General features: G+C 30.8%; 25 protein-coding genes, 1 pseudogene and 1 riboswitch. Of the genes and pseudogenes, 8 read left to right on the top strand and 18 right to left on the bottom strand.

Going from position 1 to position 23,675, the window contains the following annotated elements; genetic code table 11:
• The 14 genes and pseudogenes from GC105_RS17610 to GC105_RS13400 all read right to left on the bottom strand — a co-directional run.
• Positions 1–2,064: MASE3 domain-containing protein (locus GC105_RS17610; protein WP_152805699.1), on the bottom strand; the 2,064-nt coding region annotated here is incomplete at its 3' end.
• Positions 2,065–2,271: 207 nt separating this feature from the next.
• Positions 2,272–2,988, bottom strand: a complete 717-nt coding sequence (locus GC105_RS13340; protein WP_152805702.1) for a 4Fe-4S binding protein — start codon at positions 2,986–2,988, stop codon at positions 2,272–2,274.
• Between the two features lie 118 nt (positions 2,989–3,106).
• Positions 3,107–4,150, bottom strand: a complete 1,044-nt coding sequence (gene mltG, locus GC105_RS13345; protein WP_193708422.1) for an endolytic transglycosylase MltG — start codon at positions 4,148–4,150, stop codon at positions 3,107–3,109.
• 234 nt (positions 4,151–4,384) lie between these two features.
• Positions 4,385–5,038 carry an HAD family hydrolase gene (locus GC105_RS13350; protein ID WP_152805708.1) on the bottom strand — a complete coding sequence of 218 codons (654 nt, stop codon included), beginning with the start codon at positions 5,036–5,038 and terminating at the stop codon, positions 4,385–4,387.
• A 5-nt stretch (positions 5,039–5,043) separates the two neighbouring features.
• Positions 5,044–5,508 (bottom strand): 6,7-dimethyl-8-ribityllumazine synthase, encoded by a 465-nt coding sequence (gene ribH, locus GC105_RS13355; protein WP_152805710.1) that lies wholly within the window; start codon positions 5,506–5,508, stop codon positions 5,044–5,046.
• 11 nt (positions 5,509–5,519) lie between these two features.
• Positions 5,520–6,721 (bottom strand): annotated as a pseudogene (locus tag GC105_RS13360) (bifunctional 3,4-dihydroxy-2-butanone-4-phosphate synthase/GTP cyclohydrolase II).
• 48 nt (positions 6,722–6,769) lie between these two features.
• Entirely contained in the window at positions 6,770–7,408 is a 639-nt protein-coding gene (gene ribE, locus GC105_RS13365; protein ID WP_343030035.1) for a riboflavin synthase, read from the bottom strand.
• A 5-nt stretch (positions 7,409–7,413) separates the two neighbouring features.
• Positions 7,414–8,508, bottom strand: a complete 1,095-nt coding sequence (ribD, locus tag GC105_RS13370; protein ID WP_152805713.1) for a bifunctional diaminohydroxyphosphoribosylaminopyrimidine deaminase/5-amino-6-(5-phosphoribosylamino)uracil reductase RibD — start codon at positions 8,506–8,508, stop codon at positions 7,414–7,416.
• A gap of 214 nt (positions 8,509–8,722) precedes the next feature.
• A riboswitch (FMN riboswitch) is annotated at positions 8,723–8,838 on the bottom strand.
• 70 nt (positions 8,839–8,908) lie between these two features.
• Positions 8,909–9,103: a CooT family nickel-binding protein gene (locus GC105_RS13375; RefSeq protein WP_152805716.1), complete on the bottom strand. Its 195-nt coding sequence runs from the start codon at positions 9,101–9,103 to the stop codon at positions 8,909–8,911.
• The gene (locus GC105_RS13380; RefSeq protein WP_152805719.1) at positions 9,096–9,521 is read right to left on the bottom strand and encodes a DUF3842 family protein; all 426 of its coding nucleotides are present in this window, start codon (positions 9,519–9,521) and stop codon (positions 9,096–9,098) included. Before GC105_RS13380 ends, GC105_RS13375 begins: the two co-directional genes overlap by 8 nt.
• Positions 9,522–9,609: 88 nt before the next feature.
• Positions 9,610–9,975: a hypothetical protein gene (locus tag GC105_RS13385; RefSeq protein ID WP_152805722.1), complete on the bottom strand. Its 366-nt coding sequence runs from the start codon at positions 9,973–9,975 to the stop codon at positions 9,610–9,612.
• A 69-nt stretch (positions 9,976–10,044) separates the two neighbouring features.
• A complete protein-coding gene (locus GC105_RS13390; RefSeq protein WP_152805725.1) occupies positions 10,045–10,797 on the bottom strand; it encodes an energy-coupling factor ABC transporter ATP-binding protein in 753 nt (250 codons plus the stop codon).
• Between the two features lie 3 nt (positions 10,798–10,800).
• A complete protein-coding gene (gene cbiQ, locus GC105_RS13395; protein ID WP_152805727.1) occupies positions 10,801–11,604 on the bottom strand; it encodes a cobalt ECF transporter T component CbiQ in 804 nt (267 codons plus the stop codon).
• A gap of 9 nt (positions 11,605–11,613) precedes the next feature.
• Positions 11,614–12,636, bottom strand: coding sequence for an energy-coupling factor ABC transporter permease (locus GC105_RS13400; protein WP_152805731.1), 1,023 nt, complete (start codon positions 12,634–12,636; stop codon positions 11,614–11,616).
• 291 nt (positions 12,637–12,927) lie between these two features.
• Here GC105_RS13400 and GC105_RS13405 point away from each other — a divergent pair, with 291 nt between their 5' ends.
• On the top strand, positions 12,928–14,910 hold the full coding sequence (locus tag GC105_RS13405) for a cell division protein FtsA (RefSeq protein WP_152805734.1): 1,983 nt from the start codon (positions 12,928–12,930) through the stop codon (positions 14,908–14,910).
• Between the two features lie 38 nt (positions 14,911–14,948).
• Here GC105_RS13405 and rbr read toward each other — a convergent pair whose 3' ends face one another.
• From rbr to grxC, 3 genes are all read right to left on the bottom strand, one after another.
• Positions 14,949–15,488 (bottom strand): rubrerythrin, encoded by a 540-nt coding sequence (gene rbr, locus GC105_RS13410; RefSeq protein WP_152805737.1) that lies wholly within the window; start codon positions 15,486–15,488, stop codon positions 14,949–14,951.
• Positions 15,489–15,590: 102 nt separating this feature from the next.
• Entirely contained in the window at positions 15,591–16,022 is a 432-nt protein-coding gene (locus GC105_RS13415; protein WP_343030036.1) for a Fur family transcriptional regulator, read from the bottom strand.
• A 94-nt stretch (positions 16,023–16,116) separates the two neighbouring features.
• Complete coding sequence (gene grxC / locus GC105_RS13420) at positions 16,117–16,374, bottom strand: glutaredoxin 3 (protein ID WP_152805740.1); 258 nt, start codon at positions 16,372–16,374, stop codon at positions 16,117–16,119.
• A 201-nt stretch (positions 16,375–16,575) separates the two neighbouring features.
• Between grxC and GC105_RS13425 the strand changes: the two genes are divergently transcribed.
• Entirely contained in the window at positions 16,576–17,220 is a 645-nt protein-coding gene (locus GC105_RS13425) for a DUF3786 domain-containing protein (RefSeq protein ID WP_152805744.1), read from the top strand.
• A 184-nt stretch (positions 17,221–17,404) separates the two neighbouring features.
• Entirely contained in the window at positions 17,405–17,701 is a 297-nt protein-coding gene (locus tag GC105_RS13430) for a hypothetical protein (RefSeq protein ID WP_152805747.1), read from the top strand.
• 76 nt (positions 17,702–17,777) lie between these two features.
• Here GC105_RS13430 and GC105_RS13435 read toward each other — a convergent pair whose 3' ends face one another.
• Positions 17,778–18,338: a VanZ family protein gene (locus GC105_RS13435; RefSeq protein WP_152805750.1), complete on the bottom strand. Its 561-nt coding sequence runs from the start codon at positions 18,336–18,338 to the stop codon at positions 17,778–17,780.
• 215 nt (positions 18,339–18,553) lie between these two features.
• Between GC105_RS13435 and GC105_RS13440 the strand changes: the two genes are divergently transcribed.
• The 5 genes from GC105_RS13440 to arsA all read left to right on the top strand — a co-directional run bounded on the left by GC105_RS13440 (position 18,554) and on the right by arsA (position 23,647).
• Entirely contained in the window at positions 18,554–18,829 is a 276-nt protein-coding gene (locus GC105_RS13440; protein WP_152805753.1) for a metal-sensing transcriptional repressor, read from the top strand.
• A gap of 4 nt (positions 18,830–18,833) precedes the next feature.
• Positions 18,834–20,699 (top strand): heavy metal translocating P-type ATPase, encoded by a 1,866-nt coding sequence (locus GC105_RS13445; RefSeq protein ID WP_152805756.1) that lies wholly within the window; start codon positions 18,834–18,836, stop codon positions 20,697–20,699.
• 295 nt (positions 20,700–20,994) lie between these two features.
• Positions 20,995–21,327 carry an ArsR/SmtB family transcription factor gene (locus GC105_RS13450; RefSeq protein ID WP_152805759.1) on the top strand — a complete coding sequence of 111 codons (333 nt, stop codon included), beginning with the start codon at positions 20,995–20,997 and terminating at the stop codon, positions 21,325–21,327.
• Between the two features lie 91 nt (positions 21,328–21,418).
• Positions 21,419–21,820: an arsenite efflux transporter metallochaperone ArsD gene (gene arsD, locus GC105_RS13455; protein WP_152805762.1), complete on the top strand. Its 402-nt coding sequence runs from the start codon at positions 21,419–21,421 to the stop codon at positions 21,818–21,820.
• Positions 21,821–21,901: 81 nt separating this feature from the next.
• Entirely contained in the window at positions 21,902–23,647 is a 1,746-nt protein-coding gene (arsA, locus tag GC105_RS13460) for an arsenical pump-driving ATPase (RefSeq protein WP_152805765.1), read from the top strand.
• The last annotated feature ends 28 nt before the right edge of the window (positions 23,648–23,675 follow it).

Raw genomic sequence — 23,675 nt, forward strand, 5'->3', positions numbered from 1 at the left:
TTTGTAGCAACTACTTAATCCCAGACCAGTTCCTGTTTTTTTAGTTGTGAAGAAAGGAGTACCTATTTTTTTTAAGTTTTCAGGAGAAATACCAATGCCATTATCGGAGATTATTACTTGCATATTATTATCCTTTACTACAGTTTTAATTATCAAGTGTGCATGATCCACTTCTTTCATTGCTTCTACAGAATTTTTCGCAAGGTTTATAATTACGTGTTTTAGTTGAGATTCATCAGCGAGTACATCCTTGTCCGATTGACATAAATCAATATCCAAAGTTGATCCTGCAATAAAGGAAGGGCTTTCTAAGATATACCTAGTAGACTCGATAAGTTCATTTAAAGAAAGTACATCGAGTATTATCTGTGAAGGTTTTGATAAATTTAAATATTCACTAATTAATCCATTCATATCGTTTGCAATAAATTGTATCTTTGATGCATAACCTTTTTGCCGTTCATCTCTCAAACTTAGAAGTAAGAGTTCACAATAACCTTTAATAGAAGATAGATAATTTTTAGTTTCATGAACGATTCCCGAACCCATTTGTCCAATAAGAGCTAACCTTTCTTGGTTTTGCAAATTAGAATATTCTTTCTTAAAATCAGTAAGGTCTGCTGCTATAGAAACAGCTCCAATAACCTCTCCGTAGACATTAGTGATACTATTGTATTGGGAAACAATACTTTTACGGTTACCATTAGGTGTTGTAAGTGTGTATTCAAGATTTTTATCTTTATTATTAGCAGCATCTAAATAGCTACCGTCCTTATACATAAGTTGTATTTTATTATTAAAATCGTGGATATTAAGTCCTATAATAGATTCTCTATCCATTTCCAAACATTCAGTAAGCGCATTATTACAATCTATAATATGATCATCTGTATCAAGTAGCAATATTAGGTTATCTATTGAGTTAAGTATTGTATATGTATAAAGATCAAATTTATTTAATTGCTGTTCATGTTTAGCATCGATAATTGTACTGATCATACCATTATCAAAATATATATCAGAGCTGTTAAATATTAAATCATTATTTTTTGCTGTTTTAAGCAATTTCAATTTATGGTCAAAAATATTGTCGACTATTTTAAATTTCATGCTAAATTGATCTCTAGTAAGTTTATATATCTGTGAAAAATTACATTCAAAAAGATTTAAAGCATGTTGATTAGCAAATGTAAGTACTGAGTTTTTATCGAAATTTATTATACCTATAGGTAATTTATTTAATATTTCATTTAAGTTTGATTTAGACAGTTTTAAAGCCTTATAGGGATGTACAATAGATGTTATAAAAATAGCCTTAAATAAGAGAAAATAAGCTATAAATTTTAATATATAACCTAACACAATAAAAAAACTTAAAGGATTAGTCAAATTCATGAAGCTTAGTCCTGAAGACATAAAAAAAAGAGTAGATAATATTATATATCTATCACAGACAGTATATCTTACATATTGATAGACTAAACTAATAAAAGCAAGTAGATATATAAATATTACTAGAGTTTGTAGCATTGAAGTGTAACTTGTAAAGACATTTTCTACGTACAGAGTAGGCCATGAGATAGGGAATCTACCAATTAATAGTATAGTTGCTGTTGTGAATATTGAAATAAAAAGAAGTGCATATTTATTATGTAGTTTTTTTTGTATAAATCTAAAAGTTGCAAGGAATAATACTGCACTTTCCATAAATCGAGCTTCTAGGTAGTGACGTACACTAATATCACTAAGAAAGGATGTGTTTAAAGTAGCCAGGTGCAATGAATCTAAGATAGCTACTGCTAGAAGACCAAAAGCTAAAATACGATGGTGTTCGGATATGTCGGTGTAGTCATTTGAAATCCAAACGACACCAAAAATACATAATATTACAAATACACAAGCTAATTGAGATACTATATGAAATAAATAAATAAAGGAGGACCATATAGTGTTAGTTAAAATAATAGCAATTAAAGATGAGAGAAGTATTAAAACTATAAAATATGAAATGATTTGAATTAATAATATAATACGTGTATTTTTAACATGATTAATTACTCTCACTTAAAATCACCCCGTTATAAAATAAGCACTTACAGATAATTTTACCATTTTATATATTAGTTGTATATACTTATATTACAATTATAAAAAGTATACAACTTATAATATTATTTATAATTGAGTTTTTACAATATAAAAAAAGATTCCTAGAAGTAAATACTAGGAATCGACGTTAATTTAGTTAATTATATAACTAAGTAATAACAATTAATTTTCTATGATATTACCATTTGTACCGATAGTTGTTATGCTCCAAGGTATCATTTTTCCACTATTGATTAATGCTTGCTTTGTTGCACTCTCAATACCTCCACAACAGGGAACTTGCATTCTAAGCACAGTTACACTTTTGATTTCATTATTTGTCAATATTTCAGTAAGCTTATCTGAGTAATCGCCATTATCTAATTTAGGACATCCAATGATAGTTATTTTATTTTTCATAAAGTCATTATGAAAATTGGCATATGCATAAGCTGTACAATCTGCAGCAATTAACAAGTGTGCATTATCAAAGTAAGGTGCATTTGGTGGTACTAATTTAATTTGGCAAGGCCATTGTCGCAGTTCTGACTGGACTTCTGTATTTATAGTCTTAGAACTTTCAGTTGTTTGCTTATGTTCAATAGTCATAGCACGACTACCTGGACAACCTCCAGTAGGAGCAGATTGAGTAGATAATTGTTTTTTGGCCATATTTACTTGTACAGCTTCTTCATCATACGCAGCAACGTCTCTTTGTTCAATAGTAATAGCATCTGTCGGGCATTGAGGTAAACAGTCCCCTAAACCATCACAGTATGATTCAGATATTAATTTAGCTTTTCCATCGATCATTTTTAGAGCTCCTTCATGGCAACCCTCTACACAAAGTCCGCAACCATTACATTTTTCTTCATCTATTATAATAATATCTCTTTTCATTATTAATCTCCTTTATTCGTATTCTATGTTTACATTATAGTTCAGTCAAGAGATAAAATCAGTAACATTAGTTACTAAATTCATGAAAGTTATAATTATATGAAATAAAAATTACCACTTACTTTAAATACTTATTCTTGTATAAGTTATGTTGATCTATGGTTTCGCTATAGTATACTGTATTGTCACCGTAAATGTCTGATAAAAAATAATAATAACTATGCTTAGTAGGTTTTAATGCTGCTACTATTGACTTCATACCGGGTGAATTACCGGGGCCGATAGGTAATCCAGAAGTTAAATAAGTATTATAGGGTGAATCTATCTGTGTGTCTAAATTATTATAAATTTCTTTGTGTACACCTAATGCCATTTGTAGTGTAGCACAACTATCTAATTTCATATTAATATTTAATCTATTATGAAACACACCAGATATTAGTGGTCTATCTTCATCAATCATAGCTTCATACTCTATAATAGATGCCAAAGTCAAAAGTTCATGGATTGATAAATCTTGATTATCAATTAAATATGAATACTCTGATAATACTGATTCCATTTTAGATAGCATAATCCATGCTACATCTTCTGGAGGAATATTTTTATTAGGAAAAATATAAGTCTCAGGAAATAAGTAACCATTTAATGGATATGAAATGCCAGTATTTTTAATATCTTCCGTTATATATGAAAAATTAGAAATAACTTCTTCTAAGAATTTAGGATGATTCCATGCATTAATAATATACTCTGTGGAATAATCCATTTGTTCAGATAAAATATTAGCCATTTCTAAAAGAGTTAAACCTTCGGGAAATGTAATTTTAACCTTATTTGGATAAATTACATCACCTAATTGAATTTTATTGGCAATTTCTTTCGCACTCATAGAGTCTGTAAGTTCATAAGTGCCCATTTTTAGATTGTATATATCATGTAACTTTACATGTAATTTAAAGGCATTAACACTTTTTATAAGACCTTGAGCCTTTAAATCTATGGCAATATCTCCAATACTCTTTCCAGATGTAATTTCAAATAAAGCTTGTTCATTATTGCGATTTACAGGAGTTAATAGAAAACTATAAAGAAGAATAAACGAGCCTAAAATAAATGAAAAAACTATTACTACAAGTAAGATTCTACTTTTGACTATCATAAACCTACACCTCATAAGTTATCATATATATACAGTATTAGCTAAAACCATAGATATTTAAACATCTTTATAATGTGTATTAATACTAATATAAATTTAATTGTGGGTAAGTGGATAATTATGTGGACAACATAAGAAATTTTGTTATCAAGTTGAAGATAATTTGTGGATAAGATGGCAGAAAATTAGTAAGAGATTAAATAATAGTATTAGGGGTCAATATGACCCCTAATACTAAAGAATTGTGTATAACTCGTTAATATTTTTAATAATACGATCTGAATTGTTTAGTTCTCCATTTTGACAATATCCATATTCACAACCGATTGTGTGAATATTATTTTTTGTTCCAGCTTCTATATCATGGAATCTATCGCCAATTATCACCATTTCATCTAGATACCTTGATTTTAATTGTCTGAGGATTTCATATTTAGGGATTTGGTTAAATTCCTCAGAGCAAAACATATCAGTAAAATATAAATCCAAATGATAATGTTCTTTAACAAGATTTTTGTAATAGGAACCACAATTACTTAGAAATACTAAAGTATAATTCTTATTCTTTAAATAATTAAGTATACTACTACATCCCTCATACAAGTATCCATACCCACTTCTAATCTGGAAAGCCATTTCATCGCCAATCAACTTACTGACTTTTTCTATCACGTCCTCGTCTAGATTAGGTGCGAATTTTTTCCACATGTCTACCTTATTAAAACCTAGCCAGTGACATATTTCAGATTCTTTCCATACTCTTTCTTTAGCTAGATTATTTTGAACAAGGTAATTGTAAGCTTTATTAAAAGCAGGAACGTAAACAGTTATACTATCGTGTAATGTACCATCAAAATCGAAGAATATTGTATTTACGTTTGAAATCATAGTAATTATTCAAATTCATTAAAAAGGTTGACCATTTCAATTGCAGTTACAGCGGCCTCATACCCTTTATTACCAGCTTTAGTTCCTGCTCTTTCGATAGCTTGTTCTATGTTTTCCGTTGTAAGAATTCCGAAAATTATTGGTAAACCTGTATCTAAGGAAACATGAGCAATGCCCTTTGTAGCTTCACCGGCTACTAAATCATAATGAGTAGTAGAACCTCTTATTACAGCACCTAAACATATAATAGCATCGTATTTATTAGTATTAGCCATCTTTTTTGCAGCTAAAGGAATTTCAAAAGCTCCAGGAACCCAGGCTATTTCAATTTCATTTTCTCCAGCACCATGTCTTTTTAATCCGTCAATAGCACCTGACAATAATTTGCCACCGATAAATTCATTAAATCTTCCTACTATTATTCCATATTTTTTACCTTCTGAGATTAATTTGCCTTCGTATACTTTCATTGTAATCCTCCTTAATATTGTGTTATATGTCCCATTTTTTCCTGTTTTGTCTTTAGGTAGCCTTCGTTTTTTTCATTTGAATCTATTTGAATAGGTACTCTCTCAACTATTTTCATACCATATTGATTTAAATCGTATATCTTTTGAGGATTATTTGTCATAAGTTTAATTTCGTCAATGCCCAAATCATTTAGTATTTGTGCTCCTACTCGATAGTCTCTCATATCCTCAGGAAAACCAAGAGCTAAATTTGCTTGAATCGTATCCATACCTTGATCTTGTAGTGCGTATGCCTTGATTTTATTAACTAGACCAATGCCACGTCCTTCTTGATTTAAGTACAGTACCACCCCTCTTCCTTCTTTTTCAATATTTTTAATAGCTTGATCTAATTGTTCTCCACAATCACATTTTAGTGAATGAAATACATCTCCAGTTAGACACTCTGAGTGAACACGTACTAGTACAGGCTCGCCGTTGGAAATATCTCCTTTTACAAGTGCAACATGTTCTAAATCAGTATACTTTTCTCTGTAACCAATAATATCAAAATTACCATGTTTAATTGGCATTTGAGCTCTGGCACAATTTTCAACTATAATTTCATTTTTTTTTTATATTCAATTAAATCTTCAATAGTTATAATTTTAAGGTCGTGAACTTTGATGTACTCCATTAATTGTGGTACTCTTGCCATAGAACCGTCATCATTCATGATTTCACAAATAACACCTGCTGGATATAAACCTGCTAATTCAGCAAGGTCAACACCTGCTTCAGTATGTCCATTTCTCTCTAGAACTCCTCCATCAACTGCAGCTAATGGGAATACGTGTCCAGGACTTGTAAAGCCTGTTTCAGTAGTGTCCGGTTTAACAAGTTTTAGTATTGTTGTTGATCTTTCATGAGCTGATATACCTGTAGTTGTTTCAGTAGCATCAATTGTAATAGTAAAACCGGTACACTTAGGATCAGTATTATTTTGAACCATTTGAGGTATACCAAGTTCATCCAATCTTTGTTTTCTCATTGGAGTACATATGAGACCACGTGCATAAGTAGCCATGAAATTTATAGCCTCTGGTGTTGCTTTTTCTGCAGCAACATATAAGTCACCTTCATTTTCTCTTCCCTCATCATCCACAATTACGATGACTTTTCCTGCTTTAACATCTTCTAAAGCCTCTTCAATTGTATTAAATTTATACATTATGCCACATCCTTATATTTGTTTTTTATATATAATTTTTTGCTATTGTTTCTAAATAAAACCATTATCACTTAAAAAGTTTACATCAATTGTTTTCTTTTCGTTGTGAAAAGTAAGTTTTTCAATGTACTTACCTATTACATCACATTCTAAGTTGACCTCATCGCCCACTTTTTTATTTAATAATATAGTTTTTTCTTTAGTATGGGGGATAATTGATACTTTAAACACTTGATCATCTACATAAGCAACTGTTAAACTAGTACCGTCGATGGCGATAGAACCTCTCTTAACTATATACTTAAGTATACTTTCTTCTGATGCAATCGAAATCCATGTAGCATTTTCTTCTTCTTTAAAACTTCTAATTGTACCAATTCCATCGATATGACCAGAGACAATATGTCCTCCTAATCTATCGCTTGCTTTTAGGGCACGTTCTAGGTTTACTTTGCTACCAGAGGATAAGTTTTTTAAATTACTATTTCTTATAGTTTCAGGCATTACATCTACAGAAAATTCTTTATTATTTAAATTAGTAACCGTAAGGCATACACCATTTGTGCATATACTATCGCCTAACTTTACATCTTCTAATATAAAATCACTTATTATTGTTATTTTTGCAGATCTAACAGATTTTGTTATGCTTTTTACAATGCCTATATCTTCAACTAATCCAGTAAACACGCTTATCACTTCCTTATATAACTCTCTATTTTGATATCTTTACCTAATTTCTCGATAGAAATATTATCTTGTATAAAAGCATCTGATAGATTATAAATTCCTTTCCCTCCAACTGGAGTTTTAGAAGAATTTCCACCTATTATCTTAGGGGCAATAAATGTTATAACTTTGTCTACTATATTTTCATTTAAAGCACTAAAATTTAATTCTGAACCACCTTCTAATAGGACACTATCAATCTTCATTTCTCCCAGTGTTGTCATAAGAGAATAGAGATCTACTTTTCCATCTTTAAGTGGAGTAATAATAATATGAGCACCTTTATCTCTTAATTTAGATAACTTACTACAATCAGCTTTATTAGTGGTAGCGATAATAGTTTTTGATTCGGATTCAATATTTAAAACTTTAGCGTCTAAAGGTATAGACGCTTTCGTATCTAAAATAATACGATGAGGATCCTTGCCGTGGTAATTAGGAAATCTCGTTGTTAAGGATGGATTATCAATTAATACAGTTCCTATACCCACCATAATGGCAGATACTTGATGACGAATTTTGTGTACGTAATTTCTAGCGATTTCCCCTGTGATCCATTTTGATTCACCAGTAGGGGTAGATATTTTTCCATCTAAAGACATTGCTGTCTTCATAATGCAAAAGGGCATAGATGTAGTAATATATTTTATAAATATTTCATTTAGTTTTTCTATTTCTGGCGATAAAATTCCAGTGGTTACTTCTATGCCATGATCTTGGAGTAACTTTATCCCTCTACCAGAGACTAGGGGATTAGGATCAGTCATTCCAATAATAACTCTAGATATCTTTTTACTTATAATTGCCTCAGTACAAGGAGGTGTATTGCCATAATGGGAGCAAGGTTCGAGAGTCACATACATAGTTGCGCCAGATACATCTTCTGTTGCATTTATTAAAGCTTCAATCTCAGCATGGGAATCACCGTAGTTTTTATGATATCCTTGACCAATAATTTGATTGTCTTTTACTATTACGGCTCCTACTAAAGGGTTAGGATTAGTGTAGCCAATACCTTTTGTAGATAATTTTAGTGCAAGCCTCATAAATTCAATGTTCAAACTAAGCATTACCTCCTTAAAAATTCAATATAATTGTAAAGTTTAAATATATTTACAGTATATGCTGTAATTTTAATAATATCAGAGTAACAATTCTTGATATTATCATTTCCAAAGTTTAGTTTTACATCACTAATACTAATAATAAAAAAAACTCTGGATAGACATCTCCAGAGCATAAATTCATAAGTATTAAAACATTAAGTTTAAAATACATACACTTCTTCCATCCAGACTTTACTGTCGGTCTTGGAATTTCACCAAGTCAACCAAATAGGTTCGCGGACTATAACCGCCGGTCGGGAATTTCACCCTGCCCTGAAGTAATTATTAAGTTGTTTAAAATATAGCATAAGTCGAAAAATCTGTCAATATATATTTTCAACTAATATGACATTTACTAAATTATTTTACTTAATAGTACTTTATGATCAACTAATGCCATTTCAAGTATTCTAGCAGCTACAGTTTTTCTTTCACCAAAGATATTTTCAATAAAAACATTATCGCCTTCAGGTATTATTCTATCAACTGCTTCTAATAACAAAGTTTTTTCGCCATTTTCGTCAACTAAATATACGTTTGCTTCACACATTTATTTTACCTCCTATTATCTTTTTTATTATTTTTATAGAATCATCAATATAATGAGGAAGGGGCTCATCTACTGTCCCAGCTACATGTATATTGCATTTATTTAATGGAATTAATACCTTAGCAGTGTCGCTCTTTGTGATGGCGTTGGCCATTGCGGGGCTAAGTTCTCCTATTAAAGCATCGGATACCATAATAGCGATACTACCCATTATTACATCTACCGTTTGTACATTTACTATTATTGCATTTTCTCCTGTTGCACCTATATTTGCTCCCGCCTTAAGCATAGCAGCAGTAGCAAGCGAATTGGTACCGAGAGCAATAATACTTATGTTTTGACCAAATTCCAAACGAATTTTTTCTATTATTACACGTCCGATTCCTCCACCTTGACCATCAATTACAGCGATTTTCATAGTATCCCCCCAGTATCTTTCAATTGTTTTTTATGATTTCATATTAACATTAGTATAATACGAAATCAATAGTTGGTATATCTTACAATTAGAAAGTAGTTATATAGATACGATTATCAATCTTTTGCCCTTTCAATAATTCACAATGTCTTAGTACAGCAAACTGTGTTTCTAACTCAGACGGTGGGATATTTAGAATTTCTGGCAATAAACTTTTTTCAACTTTTTCGTTATCTTTAACATAATTATATATCTTTTTTTGAAGATCTGTTAGACCTGCATCACCAACTTGCCCCATTCGCACTCTACTTTTTTTTGCAGAAGAAACTGCTGCAGGATCACATGCTTTTGGACGATGGAGTTCAGCAATATAACAGTCTTCACAAAGATTCTTACCATAATACTTAGTTATTTCTTCATTATCAACTTCATGATTACACATATCACATATCATTTTTCTAATCTCCTTTATTAATATTTTAGTCATCTTAAGAAAAAATTACAATGAGATAGAGTTATAAGTCTATCTTTTGTTACAAATAGGACAGGACTGCAAGCTAAGAGGTTTTTCTAATCCACATTCATCTAGGAGTTTTTCATCATTTAATATATCAACAGTAGAACCATCTGCTAAAATTTTACCATTACCTAAAACGATGGTACGATCACATACATCTAATACCATGTCAAGATCATGAGTGGTTATTAGTTTTGTATGTTTAAAATCTAATAATAAATTAATTAAACGTCGCCTAGATTTTGGATCTAGAGCAGCAGAAGGCTCATCCATTAGTAAAATATCTGGATCCATAGAAAGCACAGCAGCAATTGAGACAGAACGTTTTTCTCCACCAGATAACTTATAAGGAGGCCTATCTCTCAAATGAGTTATTCCAACAATTTCAAGTGCTTTACTTACTTTTTTTTCTACATCTGATTCGGAGAGTTTATAATTTCGAGGACCAAATGCCACATCATCATATACAGATCCATTAAATAATTGGTCATCAGCATTTTGAAAGGTAAAACCTATTTTTTGTCTAATTAAGGATAGAGTTTGCTTTGTGACAGGTACATCACCTATAGTAATTTTACCACTGCTAGGGAATAAAATCCCTACTAAGGTTAGAAGTAGCGTAGATTTACCAGCCCCGTTTGAACCGATAATTGCCACTGATTCTCCGTGATGAACTTCGAAGCTTATATTATTTAATGCCTCTTTTCCATCGGGATAAGTATAAATAACTTCTTCAAGTATAATTTTATGATGGCTCATGTTTTACACTCCTGTCAATATATTACCTAGTATTAGTGGGATATTGTATAATTTAGTTAATAGTAAGAATACAATCATAATCACTAAGTAACAAAAATCTATTAAGCTAAATCGTATTTTGTCTTGATAAAATTCTCCGCTAAAACCCCTAAGCACCATTCCGTTATAAATTCGTTGAGCTCTATCGTAAGTTCGTATAAGTAACTGCCCTAATAATGGTCCCCAAGATTTATAACTAATACCTTTTTGTTCTGGAGCTCTAAGGGAGTAAGCTGTCCAAATACTAATTATTTCTTCTAATAATACAGAAATATATCGATAAGTTAGTAGAAATTGAGTTACAAATATTTTAGGAATAAGTAAACTCCTCAAAGCAATAGCTATGTTATTAATACCTGTAGTAGAAATTAATAATAATGCACATAGAACCGTAAGAAAGCACTTCATTATTAAACTAAGATATGAAATCCAACCACCTGTAATAGCAAAATTCATAAAGGTTAATAGCGGTTCTCTATCTAATATAGGGTTAAATATTCCCAATCCTAATACTACAGGAAGCACTAAGAAAGACCTTTTAAGTATAGGAAAAAATTTAATATCACCAAGAGTAAATAATATTATTGGATAGATTGTCAGAGGTGTCAATGACAAAATTTCATACTTTCCAAATGATACAGTTATGATAATATAAAAAATACTAACAATCAACTTAACTAGTGGATGTAATTTATGTATAAAGCTATTTTTTTGAGATAGCTCATCTAAATACCTAATTTCATAAATAGAATCTGATACGTTCGCCATTTGATCTACCTAATTTTCTTTTAATCGTTTATTTTTAAATAGTTTTATTACTAGTCCTATCGATATTGCTAAAAATAAGGTAAGTAGTCCACCAATTAATCCAGACACAGAAGTTCCAACGTCAACTGGTGTATTTGATTCTACTTCTACTTTTGTTTTTAATGAATAATCAGGTAAAAAAGATATTTTTTCTTGAAAACTTTCTAGTGTGGTATGTAGGTTTTCTGAAGATTCTAGTTCAGCGTTTCCAGTGATATTTTCTATAGCCCATTCAAGGCCATCTGGATTTGAAGATGCATACCACGACAACATACTACCTATTAGGACTGCAGAACAAAGTAATACAGCAATTAGCTTTTTATAAGACATATTTTTGGATCTAATTTTTGAGTTTATAGGTTCTAATATTTCTGGGCGAGCACTCCAAACAAAAGTTACTACTGCTGCAGTTATTAAACCTTCTATTAAGCCAATGGCTAAGTGTATAGGTTGCATTAATAATAAAAAACTTAATAAGGGAAGTTCTGTTATTCCGGAAAAAAAGGTCTGTAGAACGACGCTAAATGATCCTAACTGCAGTCCAATTACTGATGCTAATAAAGAACCGACAAATATTCGTTTTTTTGTAATTCCTTTTTTAATAATACTTTTATATATTAATGGATAAGCTATAAAACACGTGTAAAAACCAAGATTAAATATATTACTTCCTAATGCTAATAAACCTCCATCTGCAAAAAATAATGCTTGTATAGCGAGAACAGAAGCCATAGTTAAAAATCCAGCATAAGGACCTAACAAAATTGCTAAAAGTATTCCTCCTCCAATATGTCCACTAGAACCTGTCCCTGGGATTGTAAAATTTATCATTTGAGCAGCAAATACAAAGGCTCCCATAACTCCCATTAAAGGAATCTTTTTTTCGTCTAAGTCTAATTTTATTTTTTTTATTGAATAAGAAGCTGCACCTGCAGAAGTTGCCCACATTATGCCTCCTACTACTGGTGAAATTAAAGCATCAGCCATATGCATATTTATCATCTCCTATTATGTTACTTATAATATTAAATAGATATGAATTAAGTAGTAAAAAAACTCATGGTAGGGTACACAAATAAATCGTCCCCTTCATGAGTCCATTAATAATTATATATTAAAGTTTAGTTAACCTTCATGGTTAATTGTAATTTTAATATAACATGATAGTTACTTTTATGTCAAATAAAAACTAATTGAATACAGTATTAAACTAAATACGTATACGATTAATATACGATATGATAAAATATGAATATACAATGTATTGGACGGTGGGTTAAATAGATGAATCAAATCACAGAAGAAAAAGAATGGGTATTTGGGCTAGACATAGGTACAAGAAATGTGGTCGGGGTCCTAGGATATGAAGAAGAGAAAAAATTACATATTGCTTATACAGCCTTAATAGAACATAAAACAAGAGCTATGTTAGATGGCCAAATTCACGACATTGATAAAGTAACAGAGGTTGTAAGAAAATTAAAGTCAGAGCTAGAGAGTACTAGCAAATTAGACTTAAAAGATGTAGCTATTGCAGCTGCTGGTAGAGTGTTAAAAACTAAAGTAGCTGAAGCAGTGATACAATTCAAAGAAGATAAAACCATAATGAAATCACATGTGCATACACTTGGCTTACAAGGGGTAGAAACTGCAAAACAAATGTTATTTGATGAAAATAGCAGTACATTAGATTATTACTGTGTAGCACACTCTACTATAAAATACTATTTAGATGATTATGAAATAGAAAATTTATTAGGCCATAAGGGCAAGGAATTAAGGGCGATAATCATTGCAACTTTCTTACCAAGACAGGTTATTGACAGTCTTTATAGTGCGGTTGAAGGTGCTGGACTTAGTGTATCTCATTTGACTCTAGAGCCTATATCCGCGATCAATGTTTCAATTCCTAAAGAAATCAGAATGCTGAATCTTGCTTTAGTTGACGTGGGCGCTGGGACATCAGATATTGCAATTACAAAAGATGGGAGTATTACTGCTTATGGAATGTTGCCTTTTGCAGGAGATGAATTTAGTGAGAAGCTTGTCGAAGAATACTTGATCGATTTTGACACAGCAGAGATGATTAAAAAAAGATTATCTTTAGATGAAAAGATAGAATTTATAGATATACTAGGATTAAAACAAAGTATTTCCGTTAAGGATATATTATCTAAATTGGAAGAGACACTAGATAAAATTACTACGGATATTGCAAATAAGATTACAGAGCTAAATGGAGGCATTCCTCCTAAGGCAGTTTTTTGTGTAGGAGGTGGCAGTCAATTTCCTCTTTTGCTAGAAAAATTAGCAAAAAGATTAGAAATTTCTAATGAAAGAGTTATTATAAAAGATGTATCTAGTACTTCAGAAGAAAATTTGCATTATGATATTGACATTAAAGGACCTGAATATATAACACCTGTAGGAATATGTTTGACATCGTGGATGAATTCAAGAATAAGTTTTATAAATGTTAGAATTAATGGAGTTAAAACAAAACTATTAAATTCCAAAATGCTAACTGTGATGGATGCCGCTATTAAAGGAAATTTCAATTCAAATAATTTTATACTAAAAAATGGACAAGATTTAGAATTTACTTATAACAATAAGCTTATTAAAATACAAGGTGAACTTGGAGAAGCGGCAAAAATTGTTATAAATGATAAAAATGGTGACTTAATGTCCACGATCTATAATGATGATGAAATTATTTTGTCTCCAGCATATAATGGAAAAGATGCATCTCTTATAGTAGGTGAACTAACAAAGGATATGAAAGACAAAAAGATATTCTTTGGAGGAAAGATTATTAATATAACTGTTGTAGTAAACGTAAATGGAGAAAAAACTTCAGAAAATTATCAGGTTAGAAATGGAGACTTTATAACAACTAATACGATAGATTCATTATCAGATGTGTTGGAGTATTTACAGATTAAACATAATAATTTTGACTTTTATATAAATGGATCAATAAGTCAATTGAAAACTTTAGTAAACGATAATGATAGAATAGAACTAGTTCTAAAGCAAGACTCCCAAGAAAAAGCTAACGAAAATGAAGACTTTATAGTCTATGTCAATAAAAAACCAATTAAATTATTAGGGAAAGAATCGTATATATTTGTGGATATATTTAATTTTATAGATTTTAATAGCAATGAAGGGAAGGGGAATATAAATCTTAAATTAAACGGAACTAAGGCAGCTTATACAGATGGTTTGAAACCTCAAGATAAAATTGAAATATACTGGCAATAATTTTAAAGAGATCGCTTTAGCGATCTCTTTTGTAAGTCTTAATAATTAAGTGCTCTTATTTCAAAATGCGCTCTTGGATGATCACAAACAGGACAGATATTTGGTGCTTGAGATCCTACATGAATATGACCACAGTTTCTACATTTCCATACAGTAGTTTCTTCGGTTTCTACAAATACTGTTTTTGTTTCTACACGGTTAAGAAGTTGTTTATATCTTGCTTCATGTCCTTTTTCAATTCTAGCTACACCTTCAAATTTTTCAGCAATTTCATCAAAACCTTCTTCACGAGCAGTTTCTGCAAATTCTTTATACATCTCTGTCCACTCATAATTTTCACCTTCTGCAGCATGAACTAAATTTTGAGCAGTATCACCAATGCCATTTAAGTACTTAAACCATAGTTTAGCATGTTCTTTTTCATTTTTAGATGTTTCTTCAAAAATTTCTTTTATTTGCTCATAGCCTTCTTTTTTGGCAACACTTGCAAAATAAGCGTATTTGTTTGTTGCTTGAGATTCCCCAGAGAATGCTTCCTGTAAATTTTGTTCCGTTTTAGTACCTTTTAAATTTTTCATTAATAATTCCTCCTTTTATTTGCGATAGAAAATTGCCTAACTTTTTGAGATAATACTTTCTATCAAACTTGAATAAAGCGTTTGAGACGCTATTCTTACTATTTAATTAGTATTAGAATTGTTGGAGCACGTATTACAGATACCTTTAAAGTAAATGTTTTTTTCATGAATATTGTAACCATTTAGATCATCTGTAAGAAGATTGTGTAAATCAACATTAAAATCATAAATCTTACCACAACTTTCACACTTAAAATGTCCATGAATCTGAACATTAATATCATACCTTGTCTCAGTATCCTCAATTGATACTAATTTAACGAGTTTATTATCAATAAATATTTTCATTGTATTATAAACTGTAGTTTTAGATAAAGTAGGAATTTCATCTATAAGAGCGTGATAAATTTCATCAATAGTTGGATGAATATGATTATTCGAAAGATACTCAAATATTTTAATCCTCGCAAAAGAAGGTTTAATATTTTTAGAACTTAAATAATCTTTAGAAATAATATTATTAATATTGAGCACCTCCTTGTAATGATTACAAGTTTGTAATGATTACAATTATATGATAATACTTAATTATATAGTTGTCAAGATAAAAATAAAAAAATATTATATATTAGACAGGATTAATTAGATTATCAAGTTCACCGGAGCTACTTAGATTATTTAAATCAGAGAAACCACCAACACAAGTATCACCTACGAATACATATGGCACAGTATTCTGTCCAGTTTTTTGAAACAATTCTCTTTTTTTATCACTATCATCATCAATACATATTTCCACATATGGGATACCTTTGCTTTCCAATAGGTTTTTTGCTTTTATACAATAGGGACAATATGTCCATGTATATAATTGTACTTTACTCATTTGAAACCTCCAATATAATTTATTGTAAAAGACTGCTTTTAAATTTAGCTTTACTATGATAATTGAATAGAATTCATAAACTTTACTATTATATATTCTCATATTTTAAGCTTACTAAACATCATTATTTGATAAACATGTTATAATTGTAATATTAGTTATTAAGTTAAGTGCTAAAATGTTTAAGAGTGGAGAGTTGTAATGATGAGAGAACATCAAGAAAAAGTACCTTTTGATTTTATAGTTAATAAATTTGCAGAAATTAAACCAGAATCTATAAGCAGAAAACTAGATATTCCATATAATTCTAATAATAACACATTTGCACTCTACCTTATGGGTAAATTATATACAGTTAATTATCCAACAGGCGAAGTCTATGATAATAATGGAGAAACAGTGAAATCCTATGTTGTAAAGACTATCTTGTTAAGGTATTTAGTAAATGGAAATGGAGTACCTTTAACTAATAAATATATAAGTTATAAAGACATTCAAGATGGACAAATATATTATACTAATTTTTATAAGAGGACGATTTTAAGACTAGCAAAAATATACGGAGAAAAGTCAGAAATTTTTCTTAAAAATTTGGGTACCCTTAATGTTGAGATTATGGAGAAGGGCGATCTCTCATTTGCTTTTGAATTTATGAAGAACATTAGTTTTAAATTTGTATTATATAAAGCAGATGATGAATTTGAGACTACTGCTAATATATTAATGGATCAAAATACAGAGGACTATTTTAATGCAGAAGATTTAGCAGTTGTCGTAGATGTTGCTATTGATTATTTTATACATGGTAAGATCCATAATGAATTAGGTATGTATAATATGTATTAAAACATAAAATTTCTTTTTATAAACTTATCTTTAAATCATGGCTAAAAAAAATTTTTTTATCATGATTATTACGACTAATTATGACATGAAATATGATTGCTAGATAATATAATGTATTCCATGTGCTACATATTTAATAATAATAAAAAACGTAATAAATGGCTTTAGAAAGAGGAAAAAAATTATGGAAAACCGTATTAAAAATAAAATAGTGATGGAATTAAATCCTCAAAAAATTTATTATCTTAATATGGGACCTATCTCTATTTTTGTAGTAGTTTGGAATGAAGAGATAAATAAACGTGAAAAACGCAAATATATAAGAAGAATACTAAAGAATATTGAGTCGCCATTTGATATCATTGTGTATTCTAATGATGAATTTGAAAAAAATATGTACATAGTAAATTCACTTACATATGATGTAGTCAAGCACGGAGAAATATTATACGATAAAGGTGTAATAGAAATGATTAAGTAATTAAATATATTGTTCAAGTACCCACAAGAAATAGTGAAGTATATTTCTTGTGGGTACTTTATTATGAGAATATATTTTAATCAATTGTAAATTTGTTTATAAAGTTTAATTTAGTACCCATTGATTTTAAGATTGAAAACAACATAAATCCAATTGCTGCTCCTAGTGTATTAAAAAACAAGTCATCAACAGTTGCAAGTCGACTAAAAGTAAAGAAAGTTTGTGTTAACTCTATGGTTAAAGAAAACGAAAAACCTAGTACAATAATATTTAAAAAACTACGAGCTCGTTTAAATAAAATTGGGCTAAGAGCTCCAAAGGGAACAAACATCAAAATGTTACCTAATGAAAAAAGGATACCTTTTTGGGGATTATTTCGAAAAACTATTGTCAACTGATAAAAAAGATTTGTATCAAAAGAACCTCTAAAAGTTGAGCCACCCAAAAAAGGAATAATAAAGGTAAAAGGCTTTAATGTAAGATATGCCACGGATAAAAGATAAACAAAAAATATATTCGCAATTAACTCTCTATAAATATTAAATACCATTTTGTTTTTAGCATATATTCTATTTCTGTACCATAGCCAACTGGGAACAGTGGCTAGTAAAATTATGTAGAAATCTATATGTAGCATAACTTTATCCTCCGTTAATTTTAATATGTATAAGATAAATAAATTCAATTATATCAGAAATATTCACAATTCTCCAAAAATATCTTCACAGGTTAACTTTTATTAGTTTATCCAAAAATCATCTAATCTCAAAGTATTATTGACATTAATATTAGAAAGTAATAACATATACCTATACCCCTAGGGGTATAGGTATATGTTGAGGAGGAAAAAAAATGAGACAATGTATGGATATTCCAAAGGTTCAAGTAAGGATTAGAAAAATTGAAGGGCAACTTAGAGCCATTTCTGAAATGGTATCTAAAGATATTCCATGTGAAGATATTTTAGTGCAAATTAATGCTGCAAAAAGTGCATTGCATAAAGTAGGGCAAGTAGTATTAGAAGGTCATTTACAACATTGTGTTCGTGATGGTTTAGAGCATGGAGATGCTGAAAAAACAATTGCTGAATTTGCTAAGGCAGTAGAACACTTCTCAAGGATGGGTTAGGAGAATGAAAAAATTAGTTGAGGTATATAAAAATGAACAAAACCGCAGTATTCTATTCATAATAATCTCTGGTATATCAATTTTAATAAGTTTTTTAGACATAACTAATTTTAAAATTGATATAGCATGGTTAGCTATTATTCTCTGTGGTGTTCCTATAATTAAAGGGGCTGTTGAAGGACTTATACAAGACTTTGATATTAAAGCTGATGTTTTGGTTGCATTAGCACTTGTTGCAGCCATTCTCATTGGTGAAATTTTTGCTGCAAGTGAGGTTGCATTTATCATGACATTAGGTGCACTTTTAGAGGAACGTACTGTTGCTAAAGCCCGTGCTGGTATTGAAAAATTAGTACATCTTACTCCAAGAACTGCAAGAGTCCTTCGCAATGGAGTAGAGAGTATAATATCTGCTGAACAAGTAAAAGTTGGAGACTTACTTCGTGTCATTCCTGGTGAAACTATTGCTGTAGATGGCATTATTATAACTGGAGAAACCTCAGTTAATCAATCAATAATGACAGGTGAGTCACTACCGGTTGATAAAGGTGCTGGAGAAGATGTTTTTAGTGGTACAGTAAATCAGTTTGGTACATTTGATATGGAAGCTACAAAAGTTGGGGAGGATAGTTCACTCCAAAGAATGATTAAACTAGTAGAATCTGCTGATACAAGCAAAGCTAAAATTGTTAGAATGGCTGATAGGTGGGCTACTTGGATAGTTGTAATTGCTCTTATAAGTGCAATTGGTACCTGGTTTGTAACAGGAGAAATTATTCGTGCAGTTACAGTCTTAATCGTGTTCTGCCCATGTGCTCTAGTTCTAGCAACACCTACTGCTATTATCGCTGGTATTGGAAATGCTACAAAATACGGCATCCTTGTTCGTGAAGGAGATGCACTAGAAAGGCTCGCAAAAGTAACTAAAATTGCATTCGATAAAACGGGTACGCTTACTTATGGTAAGCCTTGTGTTGTTGCTGTTCAAAGCATAAATTCTGATATTAGTAGTCAGCATTTATTGAAAATGACAGCTTCTGCTGAATTACGCTCTGAACATCCTTTAGGTAAAGCAATTGTTTCACATTTTAGAACTGATACAAATGATATATTAGAAGATCCACAAGAATTCGTAATGTTTGCAGGTCGTGGCGTTCAAGCCCAAATCGGGGATGAAGTAATTGTTGCAGGCAATAAAGAATTTTTGATTGAGAATTCTGTTATAGTAACAGAAAGTATGTTCAATGAAGCATCTACATATACAAATGGCGGTTGTACCATTATTTATGTTGCTATTAACGGAAAACAAGCAGGTTTTATAGCATTATCTGATACATTACGTAAAGATTCTAAAGATATAATCAAAAAGCTTCAAGATATTGATGTAGAATGCATATTATTAAGCGGAGACAATTCACAATCAGTTAGTCATATTGCTAAGATTGTAGGAATTGCTAATATTCATTCAAAGTGTTTACCAGAAGATAAAATGTCTGTAATCGAGTTATATCAAAAAAAGAATGAGATGGTTTGTATGGTTGGAGATGGCGTCAACGATGCTCCAAGCCTAAAAAAAGCATATGTAGGTATTGCAATGGGTGGAATTGGCAGTGATATTGCAGTAGAAGCTGCAGATATTGCACTAATTAATGACGATATAAAATCAATTGCCTTTTTAATAAGTTTATCACGTCGAACTATGGTAACCATTAAATGGAACCTAGCACTTTCCATGCTTCTAAATTTCGCAGCAATTATATTAGCAATGACAGGTATTCTAAGTCCAATACTTGGTGCTTTAGTACATAATGTTGGCTCAGTTGCAGTAATCATTAACTCAGCATTATTATTGAATTATAAGAATAAATAGACTAAGACTATCATATTGACAGATGTCGATATGATAGTTATAATTTAATATATAGAAAATAATCGATATTGTAGACTCAATTACTAAATCTACTCTTTCATACCACATGAAAATATTAACTGATTGTAATATTATAATAGGAATGTGACTAATTAATCAACCTTTCCCATATATAGAGTAGGTAGTTTATTAGTTAAAATATCAAATAATATTGTAACATAATATCTTATAAAACATAGAATTAGTATATGCGTACTTACTCATTCACGCATATAAGCGAAAAGGAGGTGTGTAAATGACAAATATATTTAAAGCATTATCTGAAGAGAGCCGGCTTAGAATTTTATCCCTACTACTAGAAAGTGAAATGTGCGTTTGTGAAATTGAAGATTGTTTAAATTTGACACAATCTAATGCTTCGAGACATCTGACGGTTCTTAAAAAATCAGGTATTTTAGATAGTTACAAGCAAGCTCAATGGGCATACTACACGATAAATGATAATTTCAAGAAAGATCATAAGGACCTCTGGGAGTATCTACAGAAGAAATTAATAGTGTTACCAACATATGTGGCTGATTATAAACAATTGATGAGCTACAGAGAAAAAAATAGAAATTGTAATTAATTTATTATTATGTAGAAGGTTAGAACAGTAGAAATCAGAGAGAAAAAGTTGGAAAGTTAAAATGAAAATAAAAAAAATGGAGTGAATTTAAATGAAAAAAATGCAAATATTTGAACCGGCTATGTGTTGTTCCACTGGTCTTTGTGGGGTTGGAGTTGATCCCGAACTTCTTCGTATTTCGACTGTTTTGAACTCATTAGAAAAAAATGGGTTCAAAACTGATCGATTTAATTTAACGGATGCACCTATGGAGTTTATAAACAACAGAAAAATCAATGATTTTATTTATGCAAATGGTGATGAAAAATTACCAGTTATTACATTAGATGGAGAGATTATCATAGAGGGTAGATATCCTAGTAATGAAGAATTTTCTAGATTGTTAGATATTCCAGATAGTTTTTTAAATATGGATGGAGAAGAAAAGAACGAAGAAGAAGTAAAAATGGATAGCAAATCAGACGATTGTGGCTGCTCAGGTGGCTGCTGTTAATTAGTTTTTAGTAAGCAACGAACAGTTGATAGTCGCATTTTTTAAACTATTAAAGTAAGATGCAAAAATGGAGGTATCAAAATGCAAATTTTTAATCCGCAAAATATACCATTGACAAAATATCTATTCTATACAGGTAAGGGAGGTGTTGGTAAAACTTCAACTGCTTGCGCTACAGCAGTGGTCCTCGCAGATAGTGGGAAAAAAGTGCTTTTGGTTAGTACGGATCCTGCTTCAAATCTGCAAGATGTATTTAATACCAATCTTAGTAATAAAGGACTTCCCATCAAAGAAGTACCTAATCTAGTTGTAGCGAATCTTGATCCTGTACAGGCAGCAGCTGAATACCGTGAAAGCGTCATTGGCCCATACCGTGGAAAATTACCCGATTCTGTAATAAATAATATGGAAGAACAACTTTCAGGTTCTTGTACCGTTGAAATTGCCGCTTTTAATGAGTTTTCAAACTTCATCACAGATAAAAAAGCTCAGGATGAATATGATTATATCGTTTTTGATACTGCACCAACAGGGCATACACTAAGAATGCTACAACTACCCTCAGCATGGAGTAATTTTATCGATGAGAGTACTCATGGTGCATCCTGTCTAGGTCAGTTATCTGGGTTAGAAGAAAAACAAGAGATCTATAAAAGTGCAGTTGAGAATCTTGCCAATGGAAAAATGACAACTTTGATTCTCGTTGCTCGCCCTGAAGAAGGTCCATTAGTAGAGGCGCAAAGAGCCTCAAAGGAACTTGCGGAAATTGGAGTAAAAAACCAAACCCTTGTAATAAATGGCGTTCTAACATCTTATGATGATTTTATATCAGAAAGTTTATACAATAAACAGCAAAACTCACTTAAAGATATACCAGAAGGATTAAAGGATATTACGACTTATACTATTCCTCTGAGAGCATACAATATTACAGGTATAGATAATGTGAGAGCATTTCTTGTAGAGGATAAGGTTGCTATAAGAGACGAAAAAATTAATTCAACGACAATTCCAAGTCTTAAGGACGTCATTGATGATCTACACGTTTCAAATAAAAAAGTGATATTTACAATGGGGAAAGGTGGAGTTGGGAAAACTACGATTGCTGCAGCAATTGCACTAGGTTTATCTCAAAAAGGCAAAAAAGTTCATTTAACAACCACTGACCCTGCAGCACATTTAAAATATATCATACAAGAGAATGACAATATTACAATGAGTCATATTAATGAAGAAGAAGAATTAGAAAAATATAAAGAAGTTGTTCTGTCAAAGGCAAGAGGAACCATGTCACAAGACGATCTTGCATATATAGAGGAAGATTTAAGATCCCCATGTACCCAAGAAATTGCAGTATTCAGAGCCTTTGCTGAGGTAGTTGATAAAGCAGAAGACCAGATTGTTGTAATTGATACTGCACCAACAGGGCATACTCTACTTCTTTTAGAATCAACAGATAGTTATAATAAGGAAATCTCAAGATCACAAGGTGATGTACCACAATCTGCTAAAAAATTACTTCCACGACTGCGTAATGCTGAGGAAACAGAAGTTCTTATTATCACCCTCGCTGAAACCACTCCAGTATACGAAGCAATGAGATTAGAAGATGACTTAAAACGAGCAAATATTAATAGCAAGTGGTGGATTATTAATTCATCTCTCTACCAAACTGGAACCACCAATGAAATGCTAAAAGCAAAGGCAAGTAACGAAATTGAGTGGATTAATAAAGTAGATGAACACTCAAATGGTAACTTTGCAGTAATTCCTTGGAGTGCAGATGAAATAAAGGGTAATAAACTACTGGAATTAATAGAGAAATAAATTAAAGATGATTAAAAACCATCCTATT

This window comes from Alkalibaculum sporogenes (assembly GCF_009362815.1).
Lineage (GTDB): Bacteria > Bacillota > Clostridia > Eubacteriales > Alkalibacteraceae > Alkalibaculum_A > Alkalibaculum_A sporogenes.

Bases quoted from the DNA above. Each gene is read 5' to 3' on its own strand.
- GC105_RS13340 (WP_152805702.1), bottom strand. From the start codon at position 2,988: ATGAAAAGAGATATTATTATAATAGATGAAGAAAAATGTAATGGTTGC.
- mltG (WP_193708422.1), bottom strand. From the start codon at position 4,150: ATGATAGTCAAAAGTAGAATCTTACTTGTAGTAATAGTTTTTTCATTT.
- GC105_RS13350 (WP_152805708.1), bottom strand. From the start codon at position 5,038: ATGATTTCAAACGTAAATACAATATTCTTCGATTTTGATGGTACATTA.
- ribH (WP_152805710.1), bottom strand. From the start codon at position 5,508: ATGAAAGTATACGAAGGCAAATTAATCTCAGAAGGTAAAAAATATGGA.
- GC105_RS13375 (WP_152805716.1), bottom strand. From the start codon at position 9,103: ATGTGTGAAGCAAACGTATATTTAGTTGACGAAAATGGCGAAAAAACT.
- GC105_RS13380 (WP_152805719.1), bottom strand. From the start codon at position 9,521: ATGAAAATCGCTGTAATTGATGGTCAAGGTGGAGGAATCGGACGTGTA.
- GC105_RS13385 (WP_152805722.1), bottom strand. From the start codon at position 9,975: ATGATATGTGATATGTGTAATCATGAAGTTGATAATGAAGAAATAACT.
- GC105_RS13390 (WP_152805725.1), bottom strand. From the start codon at position 10,797: ATGAGCCATCATAAAATTATACTTGAAGAAGTTATTTATACTTATCCC.
- cbiQ (WP_152805727.1), bottom strand. From the start codon at position 11,604: ATGGCGAACGTATCAGATTCTATTTATGAAATTAGGTATTTAGATGAG.
- GC105_RS13400 (WP_152805731.1), bottom strand. From the start codon at position 12,636: ATGCATATGGCTGATGCTTTAATTTCACCAGTAGTAGGAGGCATAATG.
- GC105_RS13405 (WP_152805734.1), top strand. From the start codon at position 12,928: ATGAATCAAATCACAGAAGAAAAAGAATGGGTATTTGGGCTAGACATA.
- rbr (WP_152805737.1), bottom strand. From the start codon at position 15,488: ATGAAAAATTTAAAAGGTACTAAAACGGAACAAAATTTACAGGAAGCA.
- grxC (WP_152805740.1), bottom strand. From the start codon at position 16,374: ATGAGTAAAGTACAATTATATACATGGACATATTGTCCCTATTGTATA.
- GC105_RS13425 (WP_152805744.1), top strand. From the start codon at position 16,576: ATGATGAGAGAACATCAAGAAAAAGTACCTTTTGATTTTATAGTTAAT.
- GC105_RS13430 (WP_152805747.1), top strand. From the start codon at position 17,405: ATGGAAAACCGTATTAAAAATAAAATAGTGATGGAATTAAATCCTCAA.
- GC105_RS13435 (WP_152805750.1), bottom strand. From the start codon at position 18,338: ATGCTACATATAGATTTCTACATAATTTTACTAGCCACTGTTCCCAGT.
- GC105_RS13440 (WP_152805753.1), top strand. From the start codon at position 18,554: ATGAGACAATGTATGGATATTCCAAAGGTTCAAGTAAGGATTAGAAAA.
- GC105_RS13445 (WP_152805756.1), top strand. From the start codon at position 18,834: ATGAAAAAATTAGTTGAGGTATATAAAAATGAACAAAACCGCAGTATT.
- GC105_RS13450 (WP_152805759.1), top strand. From the start codon at position 20,995: ATGACAAATATATTTAAAGCATTATCTGAAGAGAGCCGGCTTAGAATT.
- arsD (WP_152805762.1), top strand. From the start codon at position 21,419: ATGAAAAAAATGCAAATATTTGAACCGGCTATGTGTTGTTCCACTGGT.
- arsA (WP_152805765.1), top strand. From the start codon at position 21,902: ATGCAAATTTTTAATCCGCAAAATATACCATTGACAAAATATCTATTC.